We start from the raw sequence: 20912 nt of genomic DNA on the forward strand, positions 1-20912 counted from the left end.
ATTTTGTAGCTGCCCGCGCAGGTTGGACGGGCGCTAGGCACGAATTTGTTTCAATAAGTCCGCAGTTTCGAACAGCGGCAAACCCATGATGCCGCTGTAGCTGCCGCTGATGTGTTCCACGAAAGCCGCCGCCCTGCCCTGAATGGCGTAGGCACCGGCCTTGCCTTCCCATTCGCCGCTGGCGATGTAGGCGGCGATGTCGGCGGGCGTCAACGCGGCGAAGCGCACGCGCGAATCGCTGAGCGCGTCCACGCGCCGCTGGCCCGACTGAATGGCCACCGCCGTCAGCACGCGGTGCGTCTGGCCAGACAAGCGCGCCAGCATGTCGGCCGCGTCTTGGGCGTCGCGCGGCTTGCCCAGAATCTGCCGGCCCAGCGCCACCGTGGTGTCGGAACACAGCACGGGTGCGGGCGGCAGGTGCCGGTCGGTCAACCGGCGCAGCGCATCTTGCAGCTTCAGGCCGGTGACGCGGCGCACGTAGGTGGCGGGCGCCTCGCCGGGGCGCACGGCTTCCAGCGCTTCGGCCGCTTCGGCGTCATCCGGCAGCAGCAGGCTGAGGCGCTCGCCCAGCTGCTCCAGCAACTGGCGGCGGCGCGGGCTTTGGGAAGCCAGGTAGATGAAGTGGGGGGTGGATTCGGTCATGTTGTGGCTGGGGCACCGCTGCGCGGCGCTGCAATGGCGCAGTATGGCTGAGCGACGGGCGAAGCGCAGGGCGTCAAGCCGCTGCGGGTCACGCGGACCAGTGCCAGCGCAGGCCAGCGGGCAGCTCAGGCGGCGCAAACACGAAATGCAGCACGCGCCGACGCTGGCCGGCGCCATCGGCCATGCGGGACGAGGCGTGCACCGTGAGCGGCCGCATCAGCAGCGCATCGCCCGCCTCGGCGGTGCAACGCACCTCTGCATGTTGGGCGCGCACTTGGCGCAAGACCTCAACCGCGCCGCCAGGCCCATCCAGCGCCAGCTTGCCGTGGTGGTGCGAACCGGGCAGCACGCGCAGCGGCCCACTGCCGGCGCCGCAGCGGTCGATGTGCAGGCGCACCGCCAACAGCCGCGCCAGCCAGGCGGCAGGCGGCTGCACAAAGCGCACACCTTGCTTGACCGCGCCGCGCTGCCAGGCGCCGTTGTCGGCGTCTGAGTTGCCTTGCACGGGCACCGACAGGTCTTGATGCCACGTGACCAACCAGTTGCGCGCGGGCGTCTTGTCGAACAAGGTGCACTGCACGGCCCGTGCATGGGTGCTCAGCAACCCCGCACCAACCAGGCGGGTACGCACGCGGGCAGCCAGCGCCGCCGCCCAGGGGCGCGACAGCAGCTCGCGCTGGCCAGCACCCTCGGGCCTTGGCAGAAGCAGCCTGCCCAGCAACTGCGTCTCACGCCAGGTCAACAAGCCGGGGCACATCAGGCAGCCGTCTTCGGCCAGTCGCTGCCCAGCCTGCGCCTGGCTGCCATCAACGGGCGCCCAGCGGTGGCTACTCACGGTGGTACGGATGGCCCGCGTTGACCGACCAGGCGCGGTATAGCTGCTCGACCAGCAGCACGCGCACCATGGCGTGGGGCAGCGTGAGGTCAGACAGACGGATGCGCTCTTGTGCGCTGCGGCGCAGCTCGGGGTCCAGCCCGTCGGGCCCGCCGATCACCAGCGCCACGTCGCCTCCCAGCCCTTGCCAATCGCCCAAGCGGCTAGCCAGCGCCTGCGTGGTGAGCGCGGTGCCACGCTCGTCCAGCACCACGGTATGCGTGCCTTTGGAGATGGCGGCTTCGATGCGCTGGCGCTCAGCCGCCATGAGTTGCGCGGCGGTCTTGCCGCCGGCGCGCGGCTCGGTCTTGATCGCCTTCAGCTCCAGCTTCAGCTCAGGCGGAAAGCGCTTGGCGTAGTCGTCCCACGCGGTTTGCGCCCAGGTGGGCACACGCTGCCCCACCGCAACGACCATCAGCCTCATGCGAAGCGATCAACGCCCGGTGCGTGCGCTGCTGGGCTTTTTGGCAGCGGCCTTGGCAGGCGCCTTTTTGGCGGCGGCCTTCGGCGCAGCCTTGGTAGCAGGTTTTGCTGCGGCTTTGGCAGCAGGTTTGGCGGCGGGCTTCGCTGCGGTCTTGGTCGCGGGCTTGGCCTTCGGCTTGTTCACCACCACCGTGGGCAGCGCTTCGGCGCCGCGCGCGGCTTTGGCGGGTGCCGCCTTGCGCGCAGGTGCCTTGGCGGCCGGGCGTGCCGCGGATTTCTTCGCTGGCACGCTCGCGCCCGCTTTTTTGGCAGCGGGGGCTTTGGCAGGCGCCTTGGTCGCAGGGGCCTTCTTGGCGACTGCGCCTTTTGCTACCTTTTTGGAAGCTGCCGGCGCTTTGGCAGCGGGCGCTGGCGCCGAATTTTCATCGCCCTTGGCCGCGGCTTTGCGCTGCGAGCCTGCGGCGCGCGCCTCAGGTCCTTTCAGGCGCACGGGCTTGTCGCCCCAGATTTCTTCCAGGTTGTAGTACTGGCGGATGGCGGGCTGCATGACGTGCACCACCACTTGGCCGCAGTCGACGATGACCCATTCGCCGTTGTCTTCGCCTTCGATGCGGGGCTTGCCATAGCCACCGTCGCGCAGCTTGTCGCGCACGCTGGCGGCCAGGGCCTTGGTTTGCCGGTTGGAAGTGCCGCTGGCGATGATCACCCGCTCAAACAGCGGCGAAAGGTGCTCGGTATTGAACACGCGGATGTCGTGGCCCTTGATGTCCTCCAGACCATCGACGATGGTGCGCTGGAGTTTCTGGACGTCTTTCTTGGCAGCGGTTTCGCTCATCAGGCAGTTTGGTAAAGGTGGTTTTCGGCAATATACCCGGCGACGGCCGGCGCGACCAGATGGTCAATCGGCAGCCCCTGGGCGACGCGGCGGCGCACGTCGGTGGCGCTGTGCGGCATGGGGGGCAGCGGCAAAACACGCACGCCGTCGGGCAAAACATTCAGCCCAGGCAGCGGGTTTTCTGGATCAAATTGCAGCGCAGCGCCCGTTGCATCAGCGCGGGCAGCTATGCTGATGATAGCAATATCCGCGATGGCTTGCGCGCTGCGCCAAGTGTGAAAGGCCGCGGCCTGGTCGGCGCCGATCTGCAGGTACAGCTGGGCGGCGGGCCACGCTTGCTGCAATTCGGTCAACGTGTCAATGGTGTAGGTGGGGCCGTCGCGGTGCAGTTCCCGGTCGTCCACGCGCGCTTTGGGCAGGTCGGCAAACGCCAGGCGGCACATCGCCAGCCGATCGCGCGCGGGGCTGAGGGGGCGGCTTTTGTGCCATGCGTCGCCCGTGGGGACGATCAGCAGGACATCCAGCGCCAGCGTGTCGATGGCGGCCGCCGCCAGTGCGTGGTGCACGGCGTGCGGCGGATCGAACGCGCCGCCAAAGACACCGATGCGGCGCGCGGCCTGCGTATCGGCCTGCGTCGTCACACCCACGCCTGCGCCTTCAGATAGCGCTCGGTCAATTCGGCCTCGGGCGAACCAGGCTCGGGCTGGTATTGGTAGGTCCATGCGACCTGCGGCGGCATGGACAGCAGGATGGATTCGGTGCGCCCGCCCGATTGCAGGCCGAAATGCGTGCCGCGGTCCCACACCAGATTGAATTCGACGTAGCGGCCGCGCCGCACCAGCTGGTGCTGGCGCTCGCGCTCACCCCAGGGCGTGGCCTGCCGGCGGCGCACGATGGGCTCGTACGCGGGCAGAAACGCTTCGCCCACGGCGCGGATCAGCGCAAAGCCGTTGTCGGCACCCCCCTCGGCAAAGTCGTCAAAGAAGACACCGCCGATGCCGCGCGGCTCGCCGCGGTGCTTGTTGAGAAAGTAGTCGTCGCACCAGGTTTTGAAGCGCGGGTATTTGTCGTCGCCAAACGGCGCCAGCGCATCGCGGCAGGTCTGGTGAAAGTGCACGCAGTCTTCGGCAAAGCCGTAGTGCGGCGTGAGATCCATGCCGCCGCCAAACCAGCAAACCGGCTCGTTGCCCGGGCGGATCGCTTCGATCATGCGAACGTTCATGTGCACCGTGGGCACATACGGGTTGCGCGGATGAAATACCAGCGAGACGCCCATCGCAGCGAATGGCGCACCAGCCAACTCTGGGCGGTGCTGCGTCGCCGAGGGGGGCAAGCGCGGCCCGCTGACGTGCGAGAAGCCCACGCCAGCGCGCTCAAACACTTCACCGCCCTCCAGGATGCAGGTGAGGCCCTGCCCTTGGAGCGGCTCACCGGGCTCTTTCTGCCAGGCATCGCGCGCAAAGCGCACAGTGCTGCCAGCGGCGCGCTCGTGGGCTTCGATGGCGTCCACGATGGACGATTGCAGCCCCATGAGCCAAGGCCGCACAACGGAGGATGTCACCATAAAGTGAGAAGGCCCGGCCCGGCAGACCGCCGGCGCACAGGCGCATGTGATGGATCGGGATTCGCGGGCGCGTGCACCGCGCCTCGGCACGCTGGGTGCACCATTGATTATCCCACCCGGCCTTCGCGCACGGCGCCGGCCGCGGCAGTGCGCCCTAGTCCTCGCCCGCGCAGACCCAGACCTTGCCGTTGCACGACTTGACCGGGTAAACAGCGACCGAGGTTTGCGCGTCCTCAACGCACTCGCCGGTGTGCAGCTTGTAGTGGTGCTTGTACATCGGTGAGGCCACCACCAGCTCGCCCGCTAAATCGCCCACGATGCCCCGCGACAGTACGTTCGCCCCGCTGTGGGGGTCGTGGTTGTCGAGCGCGAAGAGGCGATCGTCGGGCATGCGGAAAACGGCCACCTGGCGCCGGCCCAGCAATGCGCACACGCCCATGCTGGGGCTGATGTCGTCGAGCGCGCAAACGGGTGTCCAGCCACCGCCATGGAATTCGTTTGAATGGGTCATGATGGACTCTTACAAGGCGGCGCCAGCCAGGGCCTTTTCCGCCTCGGTGGCGGGGCGGATCTGTGCGCGCTCTGGCACAAACTGAATGTTCGCGTCGGCTGCGTCGCTGTTGACGAATGTCTTGAAGCGTTTGCGCGTGTCGGGGTCGGAGACGGCCTCATTCCATTCGCAACGGTAGTTGTCGACCACGTGCTGCATCTGCGCCTGCAGTTCGGCGCACAGGCCCAGGCTGTCACGAATTAGCACGTCTTGCAGGTAGGCCAGGCCGCCTTCCAGGCCTTCGCGCCACGTGCTGGTGCGTTGCAGGCGGTCGGCAGTACGCACGTAGAACATCAGGAACCGGTCGATCATTGCGATCAATTCGTCCTGACTCAGGTCGGTCGCGAACAATTCGGCGTGGCGTGGCTTCATGCCACCGTTGCCGCACACGTAGAGGTTCCAGCCTTTTTCGGTGGCGATCACGCCGATATCCTTGCCCTGCGCCTCAGCGCATTCGCGCGTGCAGCCAGAAACGCCAAACTTGATCTTGTGAGGCGCGCGCAAACCCTTGTAGCGGTTTTCCAGCAGCACGGCCAACCCGATGCTGTCGCCAACCCCATAGCGGCACCAGGTCGAGCCCACGCAACTCTTGACTGTCCGCAGGGATTTGCCGTACGCGTGTCCTGATTCGAAGCCGGCCGCGATCAGTTCGTCCCAGATCAGCGGCAGCTGGTCGACCCGCGCGCCAAACATGTCCACGCGCGCACCGCCCGTCACCTTGGTGTAAAGGCCGTACTTCTTGGCAATCGTTCCTACGGCGATCAGGCCATCGGGTGTCACTTCACCAGCGGGCATGCGCGGCACGACGGAGTAGCTGCCGTCTTTCTGGAGGTTGCCCAGGTAGTAATCGTTGCTGTCCTGCAGCTTGGCCAGGTCTTTCTTGAGCACGAACTCGTTCCAGCACGACGCCAGGATGCTGGCCACGGTGGGCTTGCACACATCACAGCCTTCCCCCTGGCCGTGCGCGGCCAGCAAGGCATCGAAAGACTTGATCTGGCCCACCCTGACAAGGTGATAGAGCTCTTGGCGGGAATGGGCAAAGTGCTCACACAGATGGTTGTTGACCTTCAAGCCACGGCGGGCCATCTCGGCCTTCATCACCTGGGTGACCAGGGGCACGCAGCCGCCGCAGCTCGTCCCCGCCCCGATGCAAGCCTTCAGCTCGGCGATGGTGGTGGCGCCCTCGCCCACGGCGGCACACACCTGCGCCTTGCTGACGTTGTTGCACGAACAAAGCTGAGCGCTGTCGGGCAGCGCATCAACGCCGAGGCCCGGCTTGGCCTGCCCGTCGCTGGCCGGCAGGATCAGGAACTCAGGCTGCGCAGGCAACGCGATGCCGTTGGCAACCATTTGCTGAAGCGTGCCGTACTCGTCGGCGTTCCCGACCAGCACCGCGCCCAGCAGTTGCAGGCCGTCCTGGCTGATAACGAGCTTCTTGTAGATCTGCTGAAGCTCGTTCGCATACACGAACTTGCGACTGCCCGGCGTAGCGCCGTGGGCGTCGCCCACGCTGGCCACCTCCACGCCCATGAGCTTGAGCTTGGTGCTCATATCGGTGCCGGAAAAACTGGCCTCGCCATCGCCCAGAATGTGCCCCGCCGCCACACGCGCCATCTCGTAGCCGGGGGCAACCAGCCCGAACAACTTGTCCTTCCAGGAAGCGCATTCGCCAATCGCATACACCGAACGATCCGAGCTGCGACAGTGGTCGTCAATCGCCACGCCGCCGCGCGGGCCGATCGCCAACACGCTCTGGCGCGCCAGCTCATCGCGCGGGCGGATACCGGCTGAAAAAACGACCATATCGGTCTCGAGCCAGATGCCATCGTCGAACACGAGCCGGTGGCGCGCCGTCATGCCATCGGTGATTTCCACCATGTTGCGGCTGGTGTGTACCTGAACGCCCAGCGCCTCAATCTTGGCGCGCAGCACCTCCCCGCCACCGTCGTCCACCTGAGCGGCCATCAACCGTTTGGAGAATTCCACGACGTGCGTGGTCAGCTTCATGTCGCGCAGCGCTTTGGCGCATTCCAACCCGAGCAATCCCCCGCCGATCACGACGCCGCTTTGCGCATATCGGCCCGCCGCCAGCATGCCCTCCAGGTCTTCGATGGTTCGGTAGACGAAGCAACCGTCCCGGTCGCGCCCCTGTACGGCGGGAACGAACGGCACTGAGCCAGTGGCCAGAACCAGCCGGTCGTAGCTCATCATCTCGCCATCGGCGAGCCTGAGCTGATGGATGCGTCGATCAATCTGCTGCACACGTGCGTTGAGCCGCAGAGACAAGCCAGGTCGGTCGTAGAAGCCTGGCTCGACGAGGGACAGTTCGTCTGCCGTGGTGCCAGCGAAGAAGCTCGACAAATGCACTCGGTCGTACGCTGGCCGGGGCTCTTCGCCGAGCACCGTGATCTGCAGGCAGGCAGCAACCAGATCAGGCGTGCGCCGCACCATCTCTTGCACAAAGCAATGGCCCACCATGCCATTGCCTACGACGACGACGCGGGTTGTATCAGGCATCAAAGCACTCCTTGTTCAGCCAAACGCAAACGGCGTCCATCGCCCTGGCGAGCTGCGCGGTGCGCATTCGCTGGGCAATGGACGCCGTTGTCCAAGAGGCCTTGCAGGTGGCAAAGCCTAGTAGCCTATGACCTGCAATTGGCGTGCCAGGCATTCAAAGCGTAAATGACACCGATCGGGCGATCCATGCACCCAACCCGTGCTCGACCTGCGACATCTTGGTGCGTTGAGGCTAGATGTTTTGCACGGACGCTGCCCGTGGAGGCTTTGCGATCCACCCGACGCACTTCGGCAGGTGCGGATCGGCCGCTTCGCGGTGCAAATTCGGGCAGCGGTGAGCAAGCGCCACGATCATCCAGCCGGAGACTCGGACGCAAGAATGCGATCGGCCACCTCAAGCAGCGTGAGGCCGTTGTTCATAGCGGTGCGCTGCAAGCGTTCTTGCGCTGCGGGCTCGCTGAGCTGGTAGTGGGTGACCAACCACCATTTGGCTTGCTCAATGCGTCGGCGCTCATGGCGGGCGCGCCGCGCTTCCGACAACCTCAAGTCCGCTTCGTGCAACCTGGCGCCTTGCTCCAGCAACAAGTCCAGGACGGAACGGGCCATCGTGTCGCCAATGGCGTCGCCAGTGACGACCGCATCCATCGGCCGACCGACCAAGGTGTACACAAGGGATTGGCGCATGACACTCGTCATGGCTTTTGCGCTTTGACCCTCTGTCGCATGGCGGTCGCTGTCATCGGTGAGCTGGGACAAAGCACGCTCGTTCTCCGCGACCCGGTCACGGCAACAGTCGGCCAACTCTGTCGTCAGGACCTGTTCTAGCCCGTGAAGGGCGTCAATGCGGGCGGTACAAACATCGAACCAGGGCTGGGCCAGCTGAGGACTGATAGCAGCATCCGGCGTCGCGGCCAGATCGCGCAGACGTTGAAGCGCCAGTTCACCCGCTCTCAGCGCTTCCCAGCCAGCGCGCAGACCTGCGGAAGCGTGCTGCAGAAACAGCTCGAAGCTGCGGGCCTGACCGCGCGCCAGGCTGGCCATCTGCGTGCGCCGTTCAGCGTTGAAGCTGCCTCGCGCAAATCCCGCGACGCCAACGGCGCGTTCTTGCCCGCACAGTTCTTTGGCCTGCATGAAGTTGAGCAGTGCCACAAGCACCCGCGTGATGTGGGGATCGGAGGGCCCATCCAGTGCCTCAATGACCACGCCGAGCCAGCAGCCAATAACACTGCTGTAGGCCAAGGTGGCGTCTTCGGCCTGCATGGCTCCCGCGACCAAGGATGCTCGAAGTGCCGCCAGACCATCCATCGCGTGCAGCGCGTGGGCCACGGCGTGAAGCCAGCGCGTGCGGCGCTGCAGTAGCCTTTCGCCGTTGAGCTCGCTCGTGAGCCGTTCGCTCAATGAACGCTGCGCCCGCACGGTCAGAGCGGTTTGACCCAGCCAGTGCGTTCGTTGTTCTTCGGTCGTTTGCCCGACCAGCAGGGCCGCTCGGCCGCGCTCTTTCTGCAGCTCGTGGATCAACTGGCCCACTTGAGCAACCAGTTCACTGGTTTGCGCCAGCTCGTGCATGCCTTGCAGTTCACGCCGCCGCGCGGCCAGCGCAAAGCGCAGTGTCAACTCACCGTCGGCATGTTCTGGCCGTGTCGGCGCGTTCATCCCAGGGTTCCAGTGCGTTTAGACGCGCCGGCCAAGGGCACCAGCGCCTCAGCCATGCCCACCACTTGCCCCACCACCAAAATGGCGGGGCTGCGCAAGCCAAAATCGCGCGCATCCGCCAGCATGTGGGCCAGCGTGGACAGTCGATGGCGCTGCTGGGCCAGACTGGCGTTCTCAACCATCGCCACAGGCGTGCTGGGCTCCATACCTGCGCGCAAAAGTGAGTCCTGCGTCTGTGCCATCGTCGACACGCCCATGTAAATCACCAGCGTCGTACCGCTGTGCGCCAACGCAGGCCAGTTCGGTGTGTCGCCGTGCTCGGTATGGCCCGTCACCAGCGTCACCCCCATCGTCATCCCACGCATCGTCAACGGAAAGCCACACGCAGTGGCCGCCGCTGCGCCAGCCGTAACGCCATTGACCACCTCGCAGGGCACGCCACGAGCGTGCAGCCACAGCGCCTCTTCGCCAGCCCGGCCAAACACGCCGGGATCACCGCCCTTCAGCCGAACCACGCACTTGCCTTGCCGGGCAAGTCGCCACATCAGCCGCTGGATGAACGCTTGTGAGGTGGATCGGCAACCCCCGCGCTTTCCAACCCAAACTGTGCGCGCCTGCGCGCAATGGCTCAAGATTTCCGGATTGACGAGGTCATCCACCAGCACCACTTCCGCCTCGCCCAGCACCCGCACCGCCTTGAGCGTCAAGAGCTCCAGGTCGCCCGGTCCGGCGCCCACCAGCCACACCTTGCCGGCAGCGCGCTCGGCAGGCGAAGGGCCCAAAGGGAAACGCAGCAAATCTCGCATCATGGTCAGCCTTCAGTTTCAACCCACTTGAACCAGCGCCCACAGGGAGCAACACAAGGCGAGCGCCAAAGCAGCGCAAAGGCCTTGCCAAAACCGCAGCGGGTGCCGTTCGCTCAGAGATCTGTGCGCAGGCCGCAACGCTGTTGGTTGGCGCAGGCCTTGCACGAACTCTGACAAGGTCTCGAAACGTTGCGCTGGGTCTGGATGCAACGAGCGTGCCAACGTGTCATCGAGCCACACCGGCAAATCCCTCTCAGGCGTCGCCACCGGCTCATAGCCAAGACGCGCCTGCTCGGCGAAGGAGCGGGCGCGTGCCACCCGCGTGCCGTAGGGCAGGCGTCCACTCAGCATCTGGTAGGCCATGCAAGCCAACGCGTACTGATCCGACTGCATACTGGCCCGAACGCCTAAAAACTGTTCGGGCGCGGTGAATGCTAATGTCCCAACGCCGCCCATAGGCTCGTCGGCTTCTGCTGCCGTGCGCAACCCAGCGGCCTGCGCAGAGCCCAGATCAATGATGCAAGCCGCGCCCTGGTCGTCGACCAGCACATTGTCTGGTCTGAGATCCCTGTGAAGAATCTCTCGCCGATGCATGGCCTGCAGGCCGCGCGCTATCTGCTCGATGACGCCTCGAACCGCATCCAGGCCAGGGTTCGGATGCGCTCTCATCCACGCCGTGAGCGTGACGCCAGGCACATATTCACTCAGCACATATAGGTAGCTTCGGTGCGGCGTGGCGGGCGCACTGCGCACCACATGGGCGCTGTGAATCTGCCTTGCCATCCATTCCTCTAGCTGCATGCGCTCAAGGTAGGAAGGGTCGTTACGCCCATCCAGAGATGGAATCTTCATGACCCAACGCCCGCTGCCTGTCGGCTGCCCCTCGGCGCTTTCTCGCTCGACGAGGTATACGTGACTGCGGCTGCTCGCGTGCAGCTGCTCGACTACGGTCAAGCCATCTAGGCTCTGTCCAGGGCTGAGCAACGGCGGGCACGGCAGCGGCCCTGCATACTGCCTCAGGTCACTGAGATGGCGCTCAGGAAGCTCCAACACGTGCAGGATCTGAATCGTGGCGTCGTCTGTGCTGCCATGGCTTCGCGCCGATGCCACAAGCCCTGCAGCCACCGCAGCCAAGTCCGCATCGGGGCTGGCAGCCTGCGCCATGGCGTGCCGCAGTGCAGCAGCGTCCACGTGCTCGTGCACGCCATCCGTCATCAACGAAAAAACGTCGCCGATTTCAATCGGCTGGCTTTCGTGATCCACCTCGACGTGCTGTGCCACACCCAGAACGCGTGACACGCCTTTCTGACCGTCGATGAAGACGCGGTGGTCTTGCGTGATCTGTTCAAGCTCGCCTTGGCGCAAGCGGTAGATGCGCGCATCGCCCACATGGAATACATGGGCCGTGCATGAGTGAAGAACCAAGACGCTGAGGGTGCAAGCGCACGCCTGATCGCGGCGTGCGCCGGTATGCCCGGCCTGGCGCGACTGCGCGTACAACCAGCCATTGGTCGCTTCAATCACGCGCTGGGCGGATTTTCGTATCGACCAACTGGCCGGCGTGCTGAAAAAGTCCTCCAGCATGCTGCGCACGGCAATTTCACTGGCCAGATGAGCCACTTCGCTGGAGCCCACACCGTCCGCGATGGCCAACACAACACCCTTGGTCGGCACCACTTCTTCGTTGGGGACGCAAGCCCCGTGGAAGTCCTGGTTGCGTGCGTGCTGCCCGCGTTCGCTGGCTTGTGCCAAGCGAACACGAAGCCGGGGCGTCGCGTTGCCGCTGCCCGCCCCCACCGAAGCGCCCTCAGGCGATCGCATGCTTGCGTGGCGCGGTCTTGACATGAGTGGCATAGAGCGCCAGGCCCGTCATGGTCAGGCCGCCCACCATGTTGCCCAGCAGCACAGGGATCTCGTTCCAGATGAAGTAGTCGGCGATCGAGAAGTTGCCGCCCAGCATCAGGCCTGTGGGGAACAAGAACATATTGACCACGGAATGTTCGAACCCCATGGCGAAGAACAGCATGATGGGCATCCACATGGCAATCACCTTGCCGCTCACGTTGGTGGACACCATGGCGCCCACCACGCCCAGCGACACCATCCAGTTGCACAAGATGCCGCGAATGAAGATGGTGAACCAGCCCGCCACGCCATGGGCCGCGTACCCCAAGGTACGGTTCTCACCAATATGCGCCAGCGTGTCGCCGATCTTGCCCGCTGGCGCTGAAAAGCCGTACGTGTACACAAATGCCAGCAAGACGGCGACGATCAGGGCGCCGGCGAAGTTGCCCGCGAACACTATCAGCCAGTGTTTCAAGATTGCAGGCAACGTGACCCCCGGCCGCCGATCCAGCCAGGCCAGCGGCGTCAACATGAATACGCCCGTCACCAGGTCATACCCCATCAGGTACAGCATGCAAAACCCGACCGGAAACAGGATGGCGCCGACGATGGGCTGACCCGTTTGCAGCGAGACCGTCACTGCGAAGGCGGCCGCTACCGACAGGATGGCCCCGGCCATCAGCGCGCGGATGAAGGCATCTCGCGTCGCCATGTAGAGCTTGGATTCACCTGCGTCGACCATCTTGGTGACGAATTCCGAAGGCACGATGTAAGACATTTGAGAACCTTGACGACATTGCGTTGGACAAAAACAAAGGCGCCATGAACCATCGCTGGTCCATGGCGCCTTTGCCATACGCCCCACCTGAGTCGCTCAGGCGTCGGGGACGTCACGTCTTACGCACGTTACGTGCCAAGCAGAAATTCGCTGTGTATAAGCCGCCTTTGCCCGCAAGCGGTGCGCGCGTACGGCCCTTCAGTTGCCAAACCGCACCTTTTCAGGCGAGCAAGTCCAAAACCGTGCGCAAATGCAAGACTGCTGCTGACTCGCTCGAATGACTCCGTGGCCCAGCCGAAGCGCAGTCAGGTACACGCCGCGCCAAGCCACCCGCGCTAACAACGACTTACTTCACCGCGCGGTGGCCGATGTCGCGCCGGTACTGCATCCCGTCAAAGTGAATGCTGCGCGCCGCGTCGTACGCCTTGGACTGCGCCTGCTTCACGGAATCGGCCAGCGCTGTCACGCACAGCACGCGCCCACCTGAAGTGAGGGTCTTGTCGCCTTGCTCGGCTGTGCCGGCATGGAACACCACCACGTCGTCGGTCGGCTTGGGCAGGCCGGTGATCACGTCGCCCTTCTTGGGGTTCAGCGGGTAGCCGCCAGCGGCGATCACCACGCCCAGCGCAGCGCGGCGATCCCACTGCAGCTCGACCTCGTCCAGCTTGCCACTGGTGGCGGCCATCATCACGTCCACCAGGTCGGACTTGAGTCGCATCATGATGGGCTGGGTCTCCGGGTCGCCCATGCGGGTGTTGAATTCCAGCGTCTTGGGCTTGCCGTCCGCGCCGATCATCAGGCCGGCGTACAGAAAGCCAGTGAAGGGAATGCCGTCCTTGTCCATCCCGCGCACGGTGGGCAGGATCACGTCGCGCATGGCGCGGGCGTGCACGTCGGGCGTGACCACGGGCGCGGGCGAATAAGCGCCCATGCCGCCGGTGTTCGGGCCCTCGTCGCCGTCCTTCAATCGCTTGTGGTCCTGGCTGGTGGCCATGGCGACCACGTTCTTGCCGTCGCACATCACGATGAAGCTGGCTTCCTCGCCCTGTAAAAACTCTTCGATCACCACACGCGCGCCGCCGTCGTTGTGCGCCACGCCCAGGCTGTTGCCGCCCAGCATGTCGTCGATGGCGGCATGCGCTTCATCTTTGGTAGCAGCTACCACAACACCCTTACCGGCTGCCAGGCCATCGGCCTTGACAACGATGGGCGCGCCCTTGGCCTCCACGTACGCGTGCGCGGCGTCTGCATCGGTGAAGGCTTCGTACTCGGCCGTGGGAATGCCGTGGCGCTTCATGAAGGCCTTGCTGAAGGCCTTGGAGCTTTCGAGTTGCGCGGCTGCTTTGCTCGGGCCGAAGATGCGCAGGCCGTGGGCGCGGAAATCGTCCACCACGCCGGCGGCCAGGGGCTGCTCTGGCCCCACCACGGTCAAACCGATCTTTTCCGCCAGCGCCCAGTCGCGCAGCGCCGCCACATCGGTGATGGGCACGTTCTGCAGGTTGCTGGCCAAGGCCGTGCCGCCGTTGCCGGGCGCCACGTACACCTGCTGCACTTTGGGCGACTGCGCCAATTTCCAGGCCAGCGCGTGTTCACGGCCACCGCCGCCGATCACCAGAATCTTCATGGGTTCACTTCACTTGTTTCGCGCGCAGGCCATTCAGGCGGGGTGCCTTCAATGCTGCCCGGACTGGTCACCGAGCCCTGGCGCTACGACTTCCGCAGCCCGCTCAGGCGGGCAGCTGCTGGTGTTGTAACCAGCCGACCAATGGCCATTGCCACCGGCCAAGCACCAGGACGCATCCGTATCGCCCCCGCAAGCCGCCAAAAGGCAGGCCAGCACGGCGCACGCTGGCGCCAGTGCAGACGGGGGCAACGCCAGCTTCAAGCCAGCTCCACGTTGGCGTTGTGGAACACGTCCTGCACGTCGTCCAGGTCTTCCAGCACGTCGAGCAGCTTTTGCATCTTGGCGGCGTCTTCGCCGGTCAGGTCGATGGTGTTTTCGGCGCGCATGGTCACCTCAGCCACTTCGGGCGTCAGGCCAGCCGCCTCAAGAGCGTTCTTCACGGCCTCGAACTGCGCGGGGTCGGTCAGCACCTCGATGGCGCCGTCCTCGTCGGTCACGACGTCGTCCGCACCCGCGTCAAGCGCCACTTCCATGACCTTGTCTTCGCTGGTGCCCGGCGCAAAAATGATCTGGCCGACGTGTTTGAACTGGAACGCCACCGAGCCTTCGGTACCCATGTTGCCGCCGTATTTGCTGAACGCGTGGCGAACCTCGGCCACCGTGCGCACGCGGTTGTCGGTCATGGTGTCGATGATGATGGCGGCGCCGCCAATGCCGTAGCCTTCGTAACGAATCTCTTCGTAACTCACGCCTTCGAGGTTGCCGGTGGCTTTGTCGATGTTGCGCTTGACGGTGTCGGCCGGCATGTTGGCGGCCTTGGCTTTTTCAATAGCCAGTCGCAGGCGCGGGTTGGCGGTGGGGTCGCCCCCGCCGGTGCGCGCTGCCACCATGATTTCTCGCACCACGCGGGTCCAGACCCGTTGGCGTTTCTCATCCTGGCGGCCCTTGCGGTGCTGGATATTGGCCCATTTACTGTGTCCGGCCATGGAGTGCTGCTTTCTGCGATGTGCTTGGGATAATGCGGCGATTTTACTTTTGACGCACAGCCATGGCCGAACCCCAGCTCATTGCCCAGCGCGGCGACATTGAATGCTTCATCTTGCCGGGCCTGGCCAACCGCCACGGCCTGATCACCGGTGCCACCGGCACGGGCAAGACCGTCACGCTGCAGAAGATCGCCGAATCCTTCAGCCAGATCGGCGTGCCGGTCTTCATGTCCGACGTGAAGGGCGACCTGACCGGCATCAGCCAGACCGGCAGCGTGGGCGGCAAGATGGCCGACATCCTGAAAGAGCGCGGCCTGCCCGCGCCCACGCCCGTGGCCTGCCCTGTCACCCTGTGGGACGTGTTTGGCGAACACGGGCACCCGGTGCGCGCCACCATCAGCGACATGGGCCCGCTGCTGCTGGCGCGCATGCTCGATCTGAACGAGACGCAAAGCGGCGTGCTGAACCTGGTGTTCAAGATCGCCGACGACAACGGCCTGCTGCTGCTTGACTTGAAAGACCTGCGCAGCATGCTGACCTTCGTGGCGGACAACGCCAAGCAGTTCACCACGCAGTACGGCAACGTCAGCGCCGCCAGCGTGGGCGCCATCCAGCGCGGGCTGCTCACACTCGAAAGCCAGGGCGGCGACAAGTTCTTTGGCGAGCCCATGCTCAACATCGACGACATGATGCAGACGGTGGGCGGTAAGGGCGTGGTCAACATCCTGTCGGCCGACAAGCTGATGACCTCGCCGCGCCTGTACGCCACCTTCTTGCTGTGGATGCTGTCCGACCTGTACGAGCGCCTGCCCGAGATCGGAGACCCCGAAAAGCCCAAGTTCCTCTTCTTCTTTGACGAGGCGCACCTGCTGTTCAACGACGCGCCCAAGGCGCTGCTGGAGCGCATCGAGCTGGTGGTTCGCCTGGTGCGCTCGAAGGGCGTGGGCGTGTTCTTCGTCACGCAAAACCCCATCGACGTGCCCGACACCGTGCTGGCCCAGCTGGGCAACCGCGTGCAGCACGCGCTGCGCGCCTTCACCGCCCGCGACCAGAGAGCGGTGAAAGCCACCGCCGAAACCATGCGCGGCAACCCCGGCCTGGACATCGCGCAGGCCATCACCGAGCTGGCCACGGGCGAGGCGCTGGTCAGCCTGCTGGACGAGAAAGGCCGCCCCAGCGTCACGCAGCGCGTGTACGTGCTGCCGCCCGGCAGCCAGATCGGCCCCATCACCGACGCGCAGCGCGCCACGCTGGTCAAGGAATCGCTGGTGGCCGGCACCTATGAAGAAGCGGTCGACCGCGAATCCGCCTACGAAATGCTGGCCCAGCGCGGCAACCAGGCCGTGCAGGCGGGTGGCAGCCAGGGCGCTGCAAAACCAGGTGCCCCCGCCACACCAGGCACCGCCAATGCGCCAGCGCCTGCCGAAAGCGGCGGCATGTTTGGCGACTTGATGACCTTGGGCAAAGAGGCGCTGTTTGGCCGCACCGGCCCGCGCGGCGGCCAATACGACGGCCTGGTGCAAAACGTGGTCAAGGGCGAGATGCGCCGCATGGGCCGCGAGTTGGTGCGCGGAGCGCTGGGCAGCTTGCTGGGGGGCAAGCGAAAATAGTGCCCCGGCGGCTGCCAGCGCCCTATCAGCCTGCGCTGGCAGCTATCAATTTAAAAGCAGAGTCAACCCTGTGGCTGGCGTGAATATCGAACGCGCCTGCGGTGCCATCTGGGGCTGACCGACGTCCTCCGGCGCGCGTTTCTGCCGCCGCGATTCACGCGGGCACCGACGCTTGAGCGCCACTCACCCCGCGCCGCTTGCCTAAAATGCGCGCCATGTCTGCGCCCACTCCCACGCCCCAAGTCCACCACGTTACCCACCCCCTGGTTCAGCACAAGCTGACGCTGATGCGCAACAAAGAGGCCAGCAGCACCACCTTCCGCACGCTGCTGGGCGAATTGGCCATGCTGATGGCCTACGAAGTCACCCGCGACATGCCGGTGCAGATGGTCGAAACCCACACACCGCTGGAGACCATGCAAAGCCCCATGATCGACGGCAAGAAGCTGGTGTTTGCCAGCATCCTGCGCGCGGGCAACGGCATGCTGGACGGCCTGCTGCGCGTGGTGCCCAACGCCCGCGTGGGCCACGTCGGCCTTTACCGCGACCCGCAAACGCTGCAGGCGGTCGAGTACTACTACAAGATGCCCGCCGACATGGCTGAGCGCGACGTGATCGCGGTTGACCCCATGCTGGCCACCGGCCATTCCGCCGTCGCGGCCATCGACAAGCTGAAAGCCGCCGGCCCCCGTTCGATCAAGTTTCTTTGCCTGTTGGCCGCGCCCGAAGGCATTGCCACACTGCAGGCGGCGCACCCGGATGTGCCGATCTACACCGCCGCCATCGACCGCGAGTTGAACGACCACGGCTACATCCTGCCGGGGCTGGGCGACGCGGGTGACCGCATTTTCGGGACGAAGTAAATACCGCACTCCTGGGACGCACAGGCCGTCGGCGCTCGCAGCCTGCAGCGCCGCCCCAGCTTGCCCAGGCAAGGCCGGCGCCACGAGGCTCAGCCCCTTCTGCCGCGCTGGCGACAACGCCAGTCAGCGACACAGCCCCGGCCATGACATTGACGGGTTTTGCGCGCACCGCCAACGATCCGCCGACCAGGCGACTGCCCCCTGATTGACGCACCATGGACCCCAACCCTCACCACGTTCTCTGGGCCGGTCTGGCCTTGGGCTGTGCCTTTGGCGCGGCGGCGCAGGTCAGTCGCTTCTGCCTGTTGCGCGGACTGCGGCAGTGGCGGGGTGAGGATGGCGGTGACACACGCGGCGCGCCTGCACTGCAGGCCTTTGCGCTGGCGCTGGCCGTGGCGCTGGTGGGCTCGCAATGGCTGGCGTACACCGGGCAGATCGACTGGGCCAACGCGCCCATCGTGCGGGCGCGGTTCTCCTTAACAGCCACGTTCGTGGGTGGGCTGCTCTTTGGCGTGGGCATGGTGCTGGCGCGCAGCTGTGGCGCGCGGGCGCTGGTGCTGCTGGGCAGCGGCAACCTGCGTGCGCTGGTGGCGCTGGTGGCGCTGGGCCTGGGCGCGCAGGCCACGCTGACGGGCGTGCTGGCCCCGCTGCGCCACTGGCTGCAGGGCTGGGGCGCGGTCACGCTGTCGCACGGCACGCTGCCCGGCCAGCTGCAGGCGCAGGGGGTTCCCGCGCTGGTGGCGGTGATTGCCAGCACGGCCGTGCTGGCGGCGTTGCTGTTGGCGTACGCGCTGTGGCGCCCCGCGCTGCGGCGCAGCCCGCGCGAATGGCTGGGCGCGTTGGTGATCGGCGCGCTGGTGGCCGCGGGCTGGTGGATCAGCGCGAACGTGGGCTTTGACCCTTTCGAGCCGATTCCGCTCATCTCGCTCAGCTTCGTGGGCCCGGTGGCAGACACCCTGCTGTACCTGCAGATGGCGGCGGGCCGCAACTTCAGCCTGGGCACGGCCATTGTGGTGGGCACCCTGCTGGGCGCACTGGTGGCCGCGCTGGCCACGCGCACCGCGCGTTGGGAAGGCTTTGACAGCCCATCGCGCCTGGCCGCGTCGGCCTTCGGCGGCGTGTTGATGGGCTTTGGCGGCGTGCTGGCCTTGGGCTGCACCATTGGCCACGGGCTGACAGGCCTGTCGGCGCTGGCGGTGGCCAGCGTACCGGCGCTGCTGGGCATTGTGGTGGGCGCGTTGATCACCTTGCGGGTGCGGTCGCGCGGCATGGGCTGATCAACGCCTGCTTGCCGCAGGTAGACGTCTGCGTGTCTTCGCAAATCGCGCGCACAGCTTCGTGGCCGCTGGCGCCAACGGCAAGCGCCCCGCTTGCACCCACAGCGTCAATGCGCCAATCACTTCACTTTTGATAGCTACTGGCGCTGACTGCACCAGCGCCAGAGGCTGATTTCATATTGAACAGAGGCGCACAGCGCCCGCACGGCACGCCTTAGCCCCCACACGCTCTCAGCGTCAGCCAAGCCCATCGCCTAGGCCGGGATACGCCTGGCTCAGCGGCATCACAGCGCCTGCGCCGGTGGCGTCGTACCCCGGCAAGCCGGCCAGCGATTTCAGAAACCTCGGCTCGCGCAGCACGCTCAGCACCGTTTGCATCGCGGGGGTGGACATGAGCTGGTCGCGGCACAGCAAAAAGTAGCGCTCCGTCGCCAGGGGCACGAAATCCAGTTTGAAGTCGCGCGCCGGCGTCTCCAGCCCGAAGCCCACGTCCGCCATGCCGCTGGCCACGTAGGCGGCCACGGCGGCGTGCGTGTATTCGCCGTGCTCGAAACCGGCAATCTCGGTTGGCGCCACGGCCTGCGCACGCAGCAGCCCCTCCAGCAACAGCCGCGTACCCGAGCCCGCCTGGCGGTTGATGAAGCGCACATTCGGCCGCGCCAGATCGGCCAGCGCCAGCACCGCCTTGGGGTTGCCGGGGCGCACCATCAAGCCCTGCCTGCGCGTCGCCACGTCGATCAAGGTCAACGGCAAGCCCTTGAGCCAGGGCGCGTAGGTTTGCAGGGCCAGCGCCTGTATTGGCCCCAGCGGAATGTGCATGCCGATCACATCGCACTTGCCCTCGCGCAGCGCCGCTGCGGCGGCCGCGCAGCTGCCGTACGTCACGGCCAGCGTCAGCCCGTCTTGCGACAGGCGCTCAATCAACCGCTCGATGGCAAAGCCGTGTGTGGCCTGCATGCGGAGGGCGGCGGGCGCCTCGCGCAGCGCATCGCCAAGCTCTTGCGCCAGCTCGGAAGAAAGGCTTTCCAGCACGGGGCGCAGGCGCGCGTGGATGCGCTTGTCGGCCCATACCAGTCGCGCGCCCAGCGGCGTCAGCTTGGAGCCACGGCCGCGCTCCATGGCCAGCAGCGGCGCGTGGAACTGCGCCTCGCCCTCGCGCACCATGTCCCACGCGCGGCGGTAGGACATGGCCAGCTGTCGCGCGGCCTGCAGCAGGCTGCCGGTTTCAGCCACGTGCACCAGCAGCTCGATCAGGCGCGCGGGCAGCACGGGGCCGGACGGGTCCTGAATGGTCCAGACCGGGCGAATGGAGACCTGCTTCATCGTTCGTCAGCGAAGCGCGTGGGTGCGAAGGCGTGGTGACGCGGCTGAGCGTGCCTCAACGCCAGCGCCAGCAGGCAAGCGGCGGCAAGCACCTGCGCGTCTCGCGCGAAAAACTACATTTTTGATAGCTGCCAGCGCGCATCAGACGGTCGCTGGAGCCCCAAAACACCTTCAACCCGTTTACGCCTCAGCCCTTGGCCAGATCCCGGAATGTCTTGCGGAACTTGCTGACCTTGGGCGCCGCCACCGCCATGCAGTACCCCTGCGTGGGGTTCTTCTCGAAGAAGTCCTGGTGGTAGTCCTCGGCCGCAAAGTAGTGCGCCAGCGGCAGCACCTCGGTGACGATGCTGCCGTCGTACAGCTTGTCCTGGCCCGCCTCGCGGATCAGGTCATTGGCCACGTCACGCTGCTGCGTGGTCGTGTAGTAGATGCCGCTGCGGTACTGCGTGCCCACGTCGTTGCCCTGGCGGTTGAGCTGCGTGGGGTCGTGCGTGGCAAAAAAGATTTCCAGAATCTGCCGCGTGCTGACCTGCGCCGGGTCGTACACCAGCTTGACCACCTCGGCGCTGCCGGTACGGCCGGTGCACACCTGCTCGTACGTGGGGGCGGTTTCCTGGCCGTTGCTATAGCCGGATTCCACGTCCAGCACGCCGCGCACTTCCTTGAAAACCGCTTCGGTACACCAGAAGCACCCGCCGCCCAACGCAATTGTTTCCGTACTCATAAAAAACCCCGGCTTGGT

19 protein-coding genes are annotated in these 20912 nt (G+C 65.6%); 3 read left to right on the plus strand and 16 right to left on the minus strand.

The genetic code is table 11. From position 1 onward, the window contains the following. Positions 1-33: 33 nt before the first annotated feature. The 14 genes from C6570_RS13725 to C6570_RS13790 all read right to left on the minus strand — a co-directional run bounded on the left by C6570_RS13725 (position 34) and on the right by C6570_RS13790 (position 15097). A complete protein-coding gene (locus C6570_RS13725; RefSeq protein ID WP_106703721.1) occupies positions 34-642 on the minus strand; it encodes a Maf family protein in 609 nt (202 codons plus the stop codon). 88 nt (positions 643-730) lie between these two features. Continuing rightward, entirely contained in the window at positions 731-1477 is a 747-nt protein-coding gene (locus tag C6570_RS13730; protein ID WP_106703722.1) for a phytanoyl-CoA dioxygenase family protein, read from the minus strand. Beyond that, positions 1470-1940: a 23S rRNA (pseudouridine(1915)-N(3))-methyltransferase RlmH gene (gene rlmH / locus C6570_RS13735; RefSeq protein ID WP_106703723.1), complete on the minus strand. Its 471-nt coding sequence runs from the start codon at positions 1938-1940 to the stop codon at positions 1470-1472. The genes C6570_RS13730 and rlmH overlap by 8 nt, the downstream gene beginning before the upstream one ends. Before the next feature lie 9 nt (positions 1941-1949). Then, positions 1950-2774 (minus strand): ribosome silencing factor, encoded by an 825-nt coding sequence (gene rsfS, locus C6570_RS13740; RefSeq protein WP_106703724.1) that lies wholly within the window; start codon positions 2772-2774, stop codon positions 1950-1952. After that, positions 2774-3421, minus strand: coding sequence for a nicotinate (nicotinamide) nucleotide adenylyltransferase (gene nadD / locus C6570_RS13745; RefSeq protein ID WP_245896199.1), 648 nt, complete (start codon positions 3419-3421; stop codon positions 2774-2776). Before nadD ends, rsfS begins: the two co-directional genes overlap by 1 nt. After that, positions 3412-4338 carry an oxygen-dependent coproporphyrinogen oxidase gene (gene hemF, locus C6570_RS13750; RefSeq protein WP_106703726.1) on the minus strand — a complete coding sequence of 309 codons (927 nt, stop codon included), beginning with the start codon at positions 4336-4338 and terminating at the stop codon, positions 3412-3414. Before hemF ends, nadD begins: the two co-directional genes overlap by 10 nt. Before the next feature lie 154 nt (positions 4339-4492). After that, a complete protein-coding gene (nirD, locus tag C6570_RS13755; RefSeq protein WP_106703727.1) occupies positions 4493-4849 on the minus strand; it encodes a nitrite reductase small subunit NirD in 357 nt (118 codons plus the stop codon). Positions 4850-4858: 9 nt separating this feature from the next. Further along, positions 4859-7405: a nitrite reductase large subunit NirB gene (nirB, locus tag C6570_RS13760; protein WP_106703728.1), complete on the minus strand. Its 2547-nt coding sequence runs from the start codon at positions 7403-7405 to the stop codon at positions 4859-4861. 351 nt (positions 7406-7756) lie between these two features. Further along, complete coding sequence (locus C6570_RS13765; protein ID WP_106703729.1) at positions 7757-9058, minus strand: nitrate regulatory protein; 1302 nt, start codon at positions 9056-9058, stop codon at positions 7757-7759. Then, positions 9055-9867: a uroporphyrinogen-III C-methyltransferase gene (cobA, locus tag C6570_RS13770; RefSeq protein ID WP_342747934.1), complete on the minus strand. Its 813-nt coding sequence runs from the start codon at positions 9865-9867 to the stop codon at positions 9055-9057. The genes C6570_RS13765 and cobA overlap by 4 nt, the downstream gene beginning before the upstream one ends. A gap of 15 nt (positions 9868-9882) precedes the next feature. Next, entirely contained in the window at positions 9883-11685 is a 1803-nt protein-coding gene (locus tag C6570_RS13775; protein WP_106703730.1) for a bifunctional protein-serine/threonine kinase/phosphatase, read from the minus strand. Then, positions 11672-12487, minus strand: a complete 816-nt coding sequence (locus tag C6570_RS13780) for a formate/nitrite transporter family protein (protein WP_106703731.1) — start codon at positions 12485-12487, stop codon at positions 11672-11674. The genes C6570_RS13775 and C6570_RS13780 overlap by 14 nt, the downstream gene beginning before the upstream one ends. 346 nt (positions 12488-12833) lie before the next feature. After that, positions 12834-14111 (minus strand): phosphoribosylamine--glycine ligase, encoded by a 1278-nt coding sequence (gene purD / locus C6570_RS13785; RefSeq protein WP_106703732.1) that lies wholly within the window; start codon positions 14109-14111, stop codon positions 12834-12836. A 257-nt stretch (positions 14112-14368) separates the two neighbouring features. Continuing rightward, complete coding sequence (locus tag C6570_RS13790; protein WP_106703733.1) at positions 14369-15097, minus strand: YebC/PmpR family DNA-binding transcriptional regulator; 729 nt, start codon at positions 15095-15097, stop codon at positions 14369-14371. A 62-nt stretch (positions 15098-15159) separates the two neighbouring features. On the opposite strand from C6570_RS13790, the gene C6570_RS13795 reads away from it, so the two are divergent. The 3 genes from C6570_RS13795 (at position 15160) to C6570_RS13805 (ending at position 18847) form a co-directional block, all read left to right on the plus strand. Further along, a complete protein-coding gene (locus C6570_RS13795; RefSeq protein ID WP_106703734.1) occupies positions 15160-16707 on the plus strand; it encodes a helicase HerA-like domain-containing protein in 1548 nt (515 codons plus the stop codon). 215 nt (positions 16708-16922) lie between these two features. After that, complete coding sequence (gene upp / locus C6570_RS13800) at positions 16923-17570, plus strand: uracil phosphoribosyltransferase (RefSeq protein WP_106704705.1); 648 nt, start codon at positions 16923-16925, stop codon at positions 17568-17570. A gap of 215 nt (positions 17571-17785) precedes the next feature. After that, complete coding sequence (locus C6570_RS13805; protein WP_106703735.1) at positions 17786-18847, plus strand: YeeE/YedE family protein; 1062 nt, start codon at positions 17786-17788, stop codon at positions 18845-18847. 237 nt (positions 18848-19084) lie between these two features. Here C6570_RS13805 and C6570_RS13810 read toward each other — a convergent pair whose 3' ends face one another. Continuing rightward, positions 19085-20170, minus strand: coding sequence for a substrate-binding domain-containing protein (locus C6570_RS13810; RefSeq protein ID WP_106703736.1), 1086 nt, complete (start codon positions 20168-20170; stop codon positions 19085-19087). Positions 20171-20357: 187 nt separating this feature from the next. After that, the gene (gene msrA / locus C6570_RS13815) at positions 20358-20894 is read right to left on the minus strand and encodes a peptide-methionine (S)-S-oxide reductase MsrA (RefSeq protein ID WP_106703737.1); all 537 of its coding nucleotides are present in this window, start codon (positions 20892-20894) and stop codon (positions 20358-20360) included. Positions 20895-20912 lie beyond the last annotated feature (18 nt).

Source organism: Ottowia oryzae (assembly GCF_003008535.1).
Taxonomy (GTDB): Bacteria; Pseudomonadota; Gammaproteobacteria; order Burkholderiales; family Burkholderiaceae_C; genus Ottowia; species Ottowia oryzae.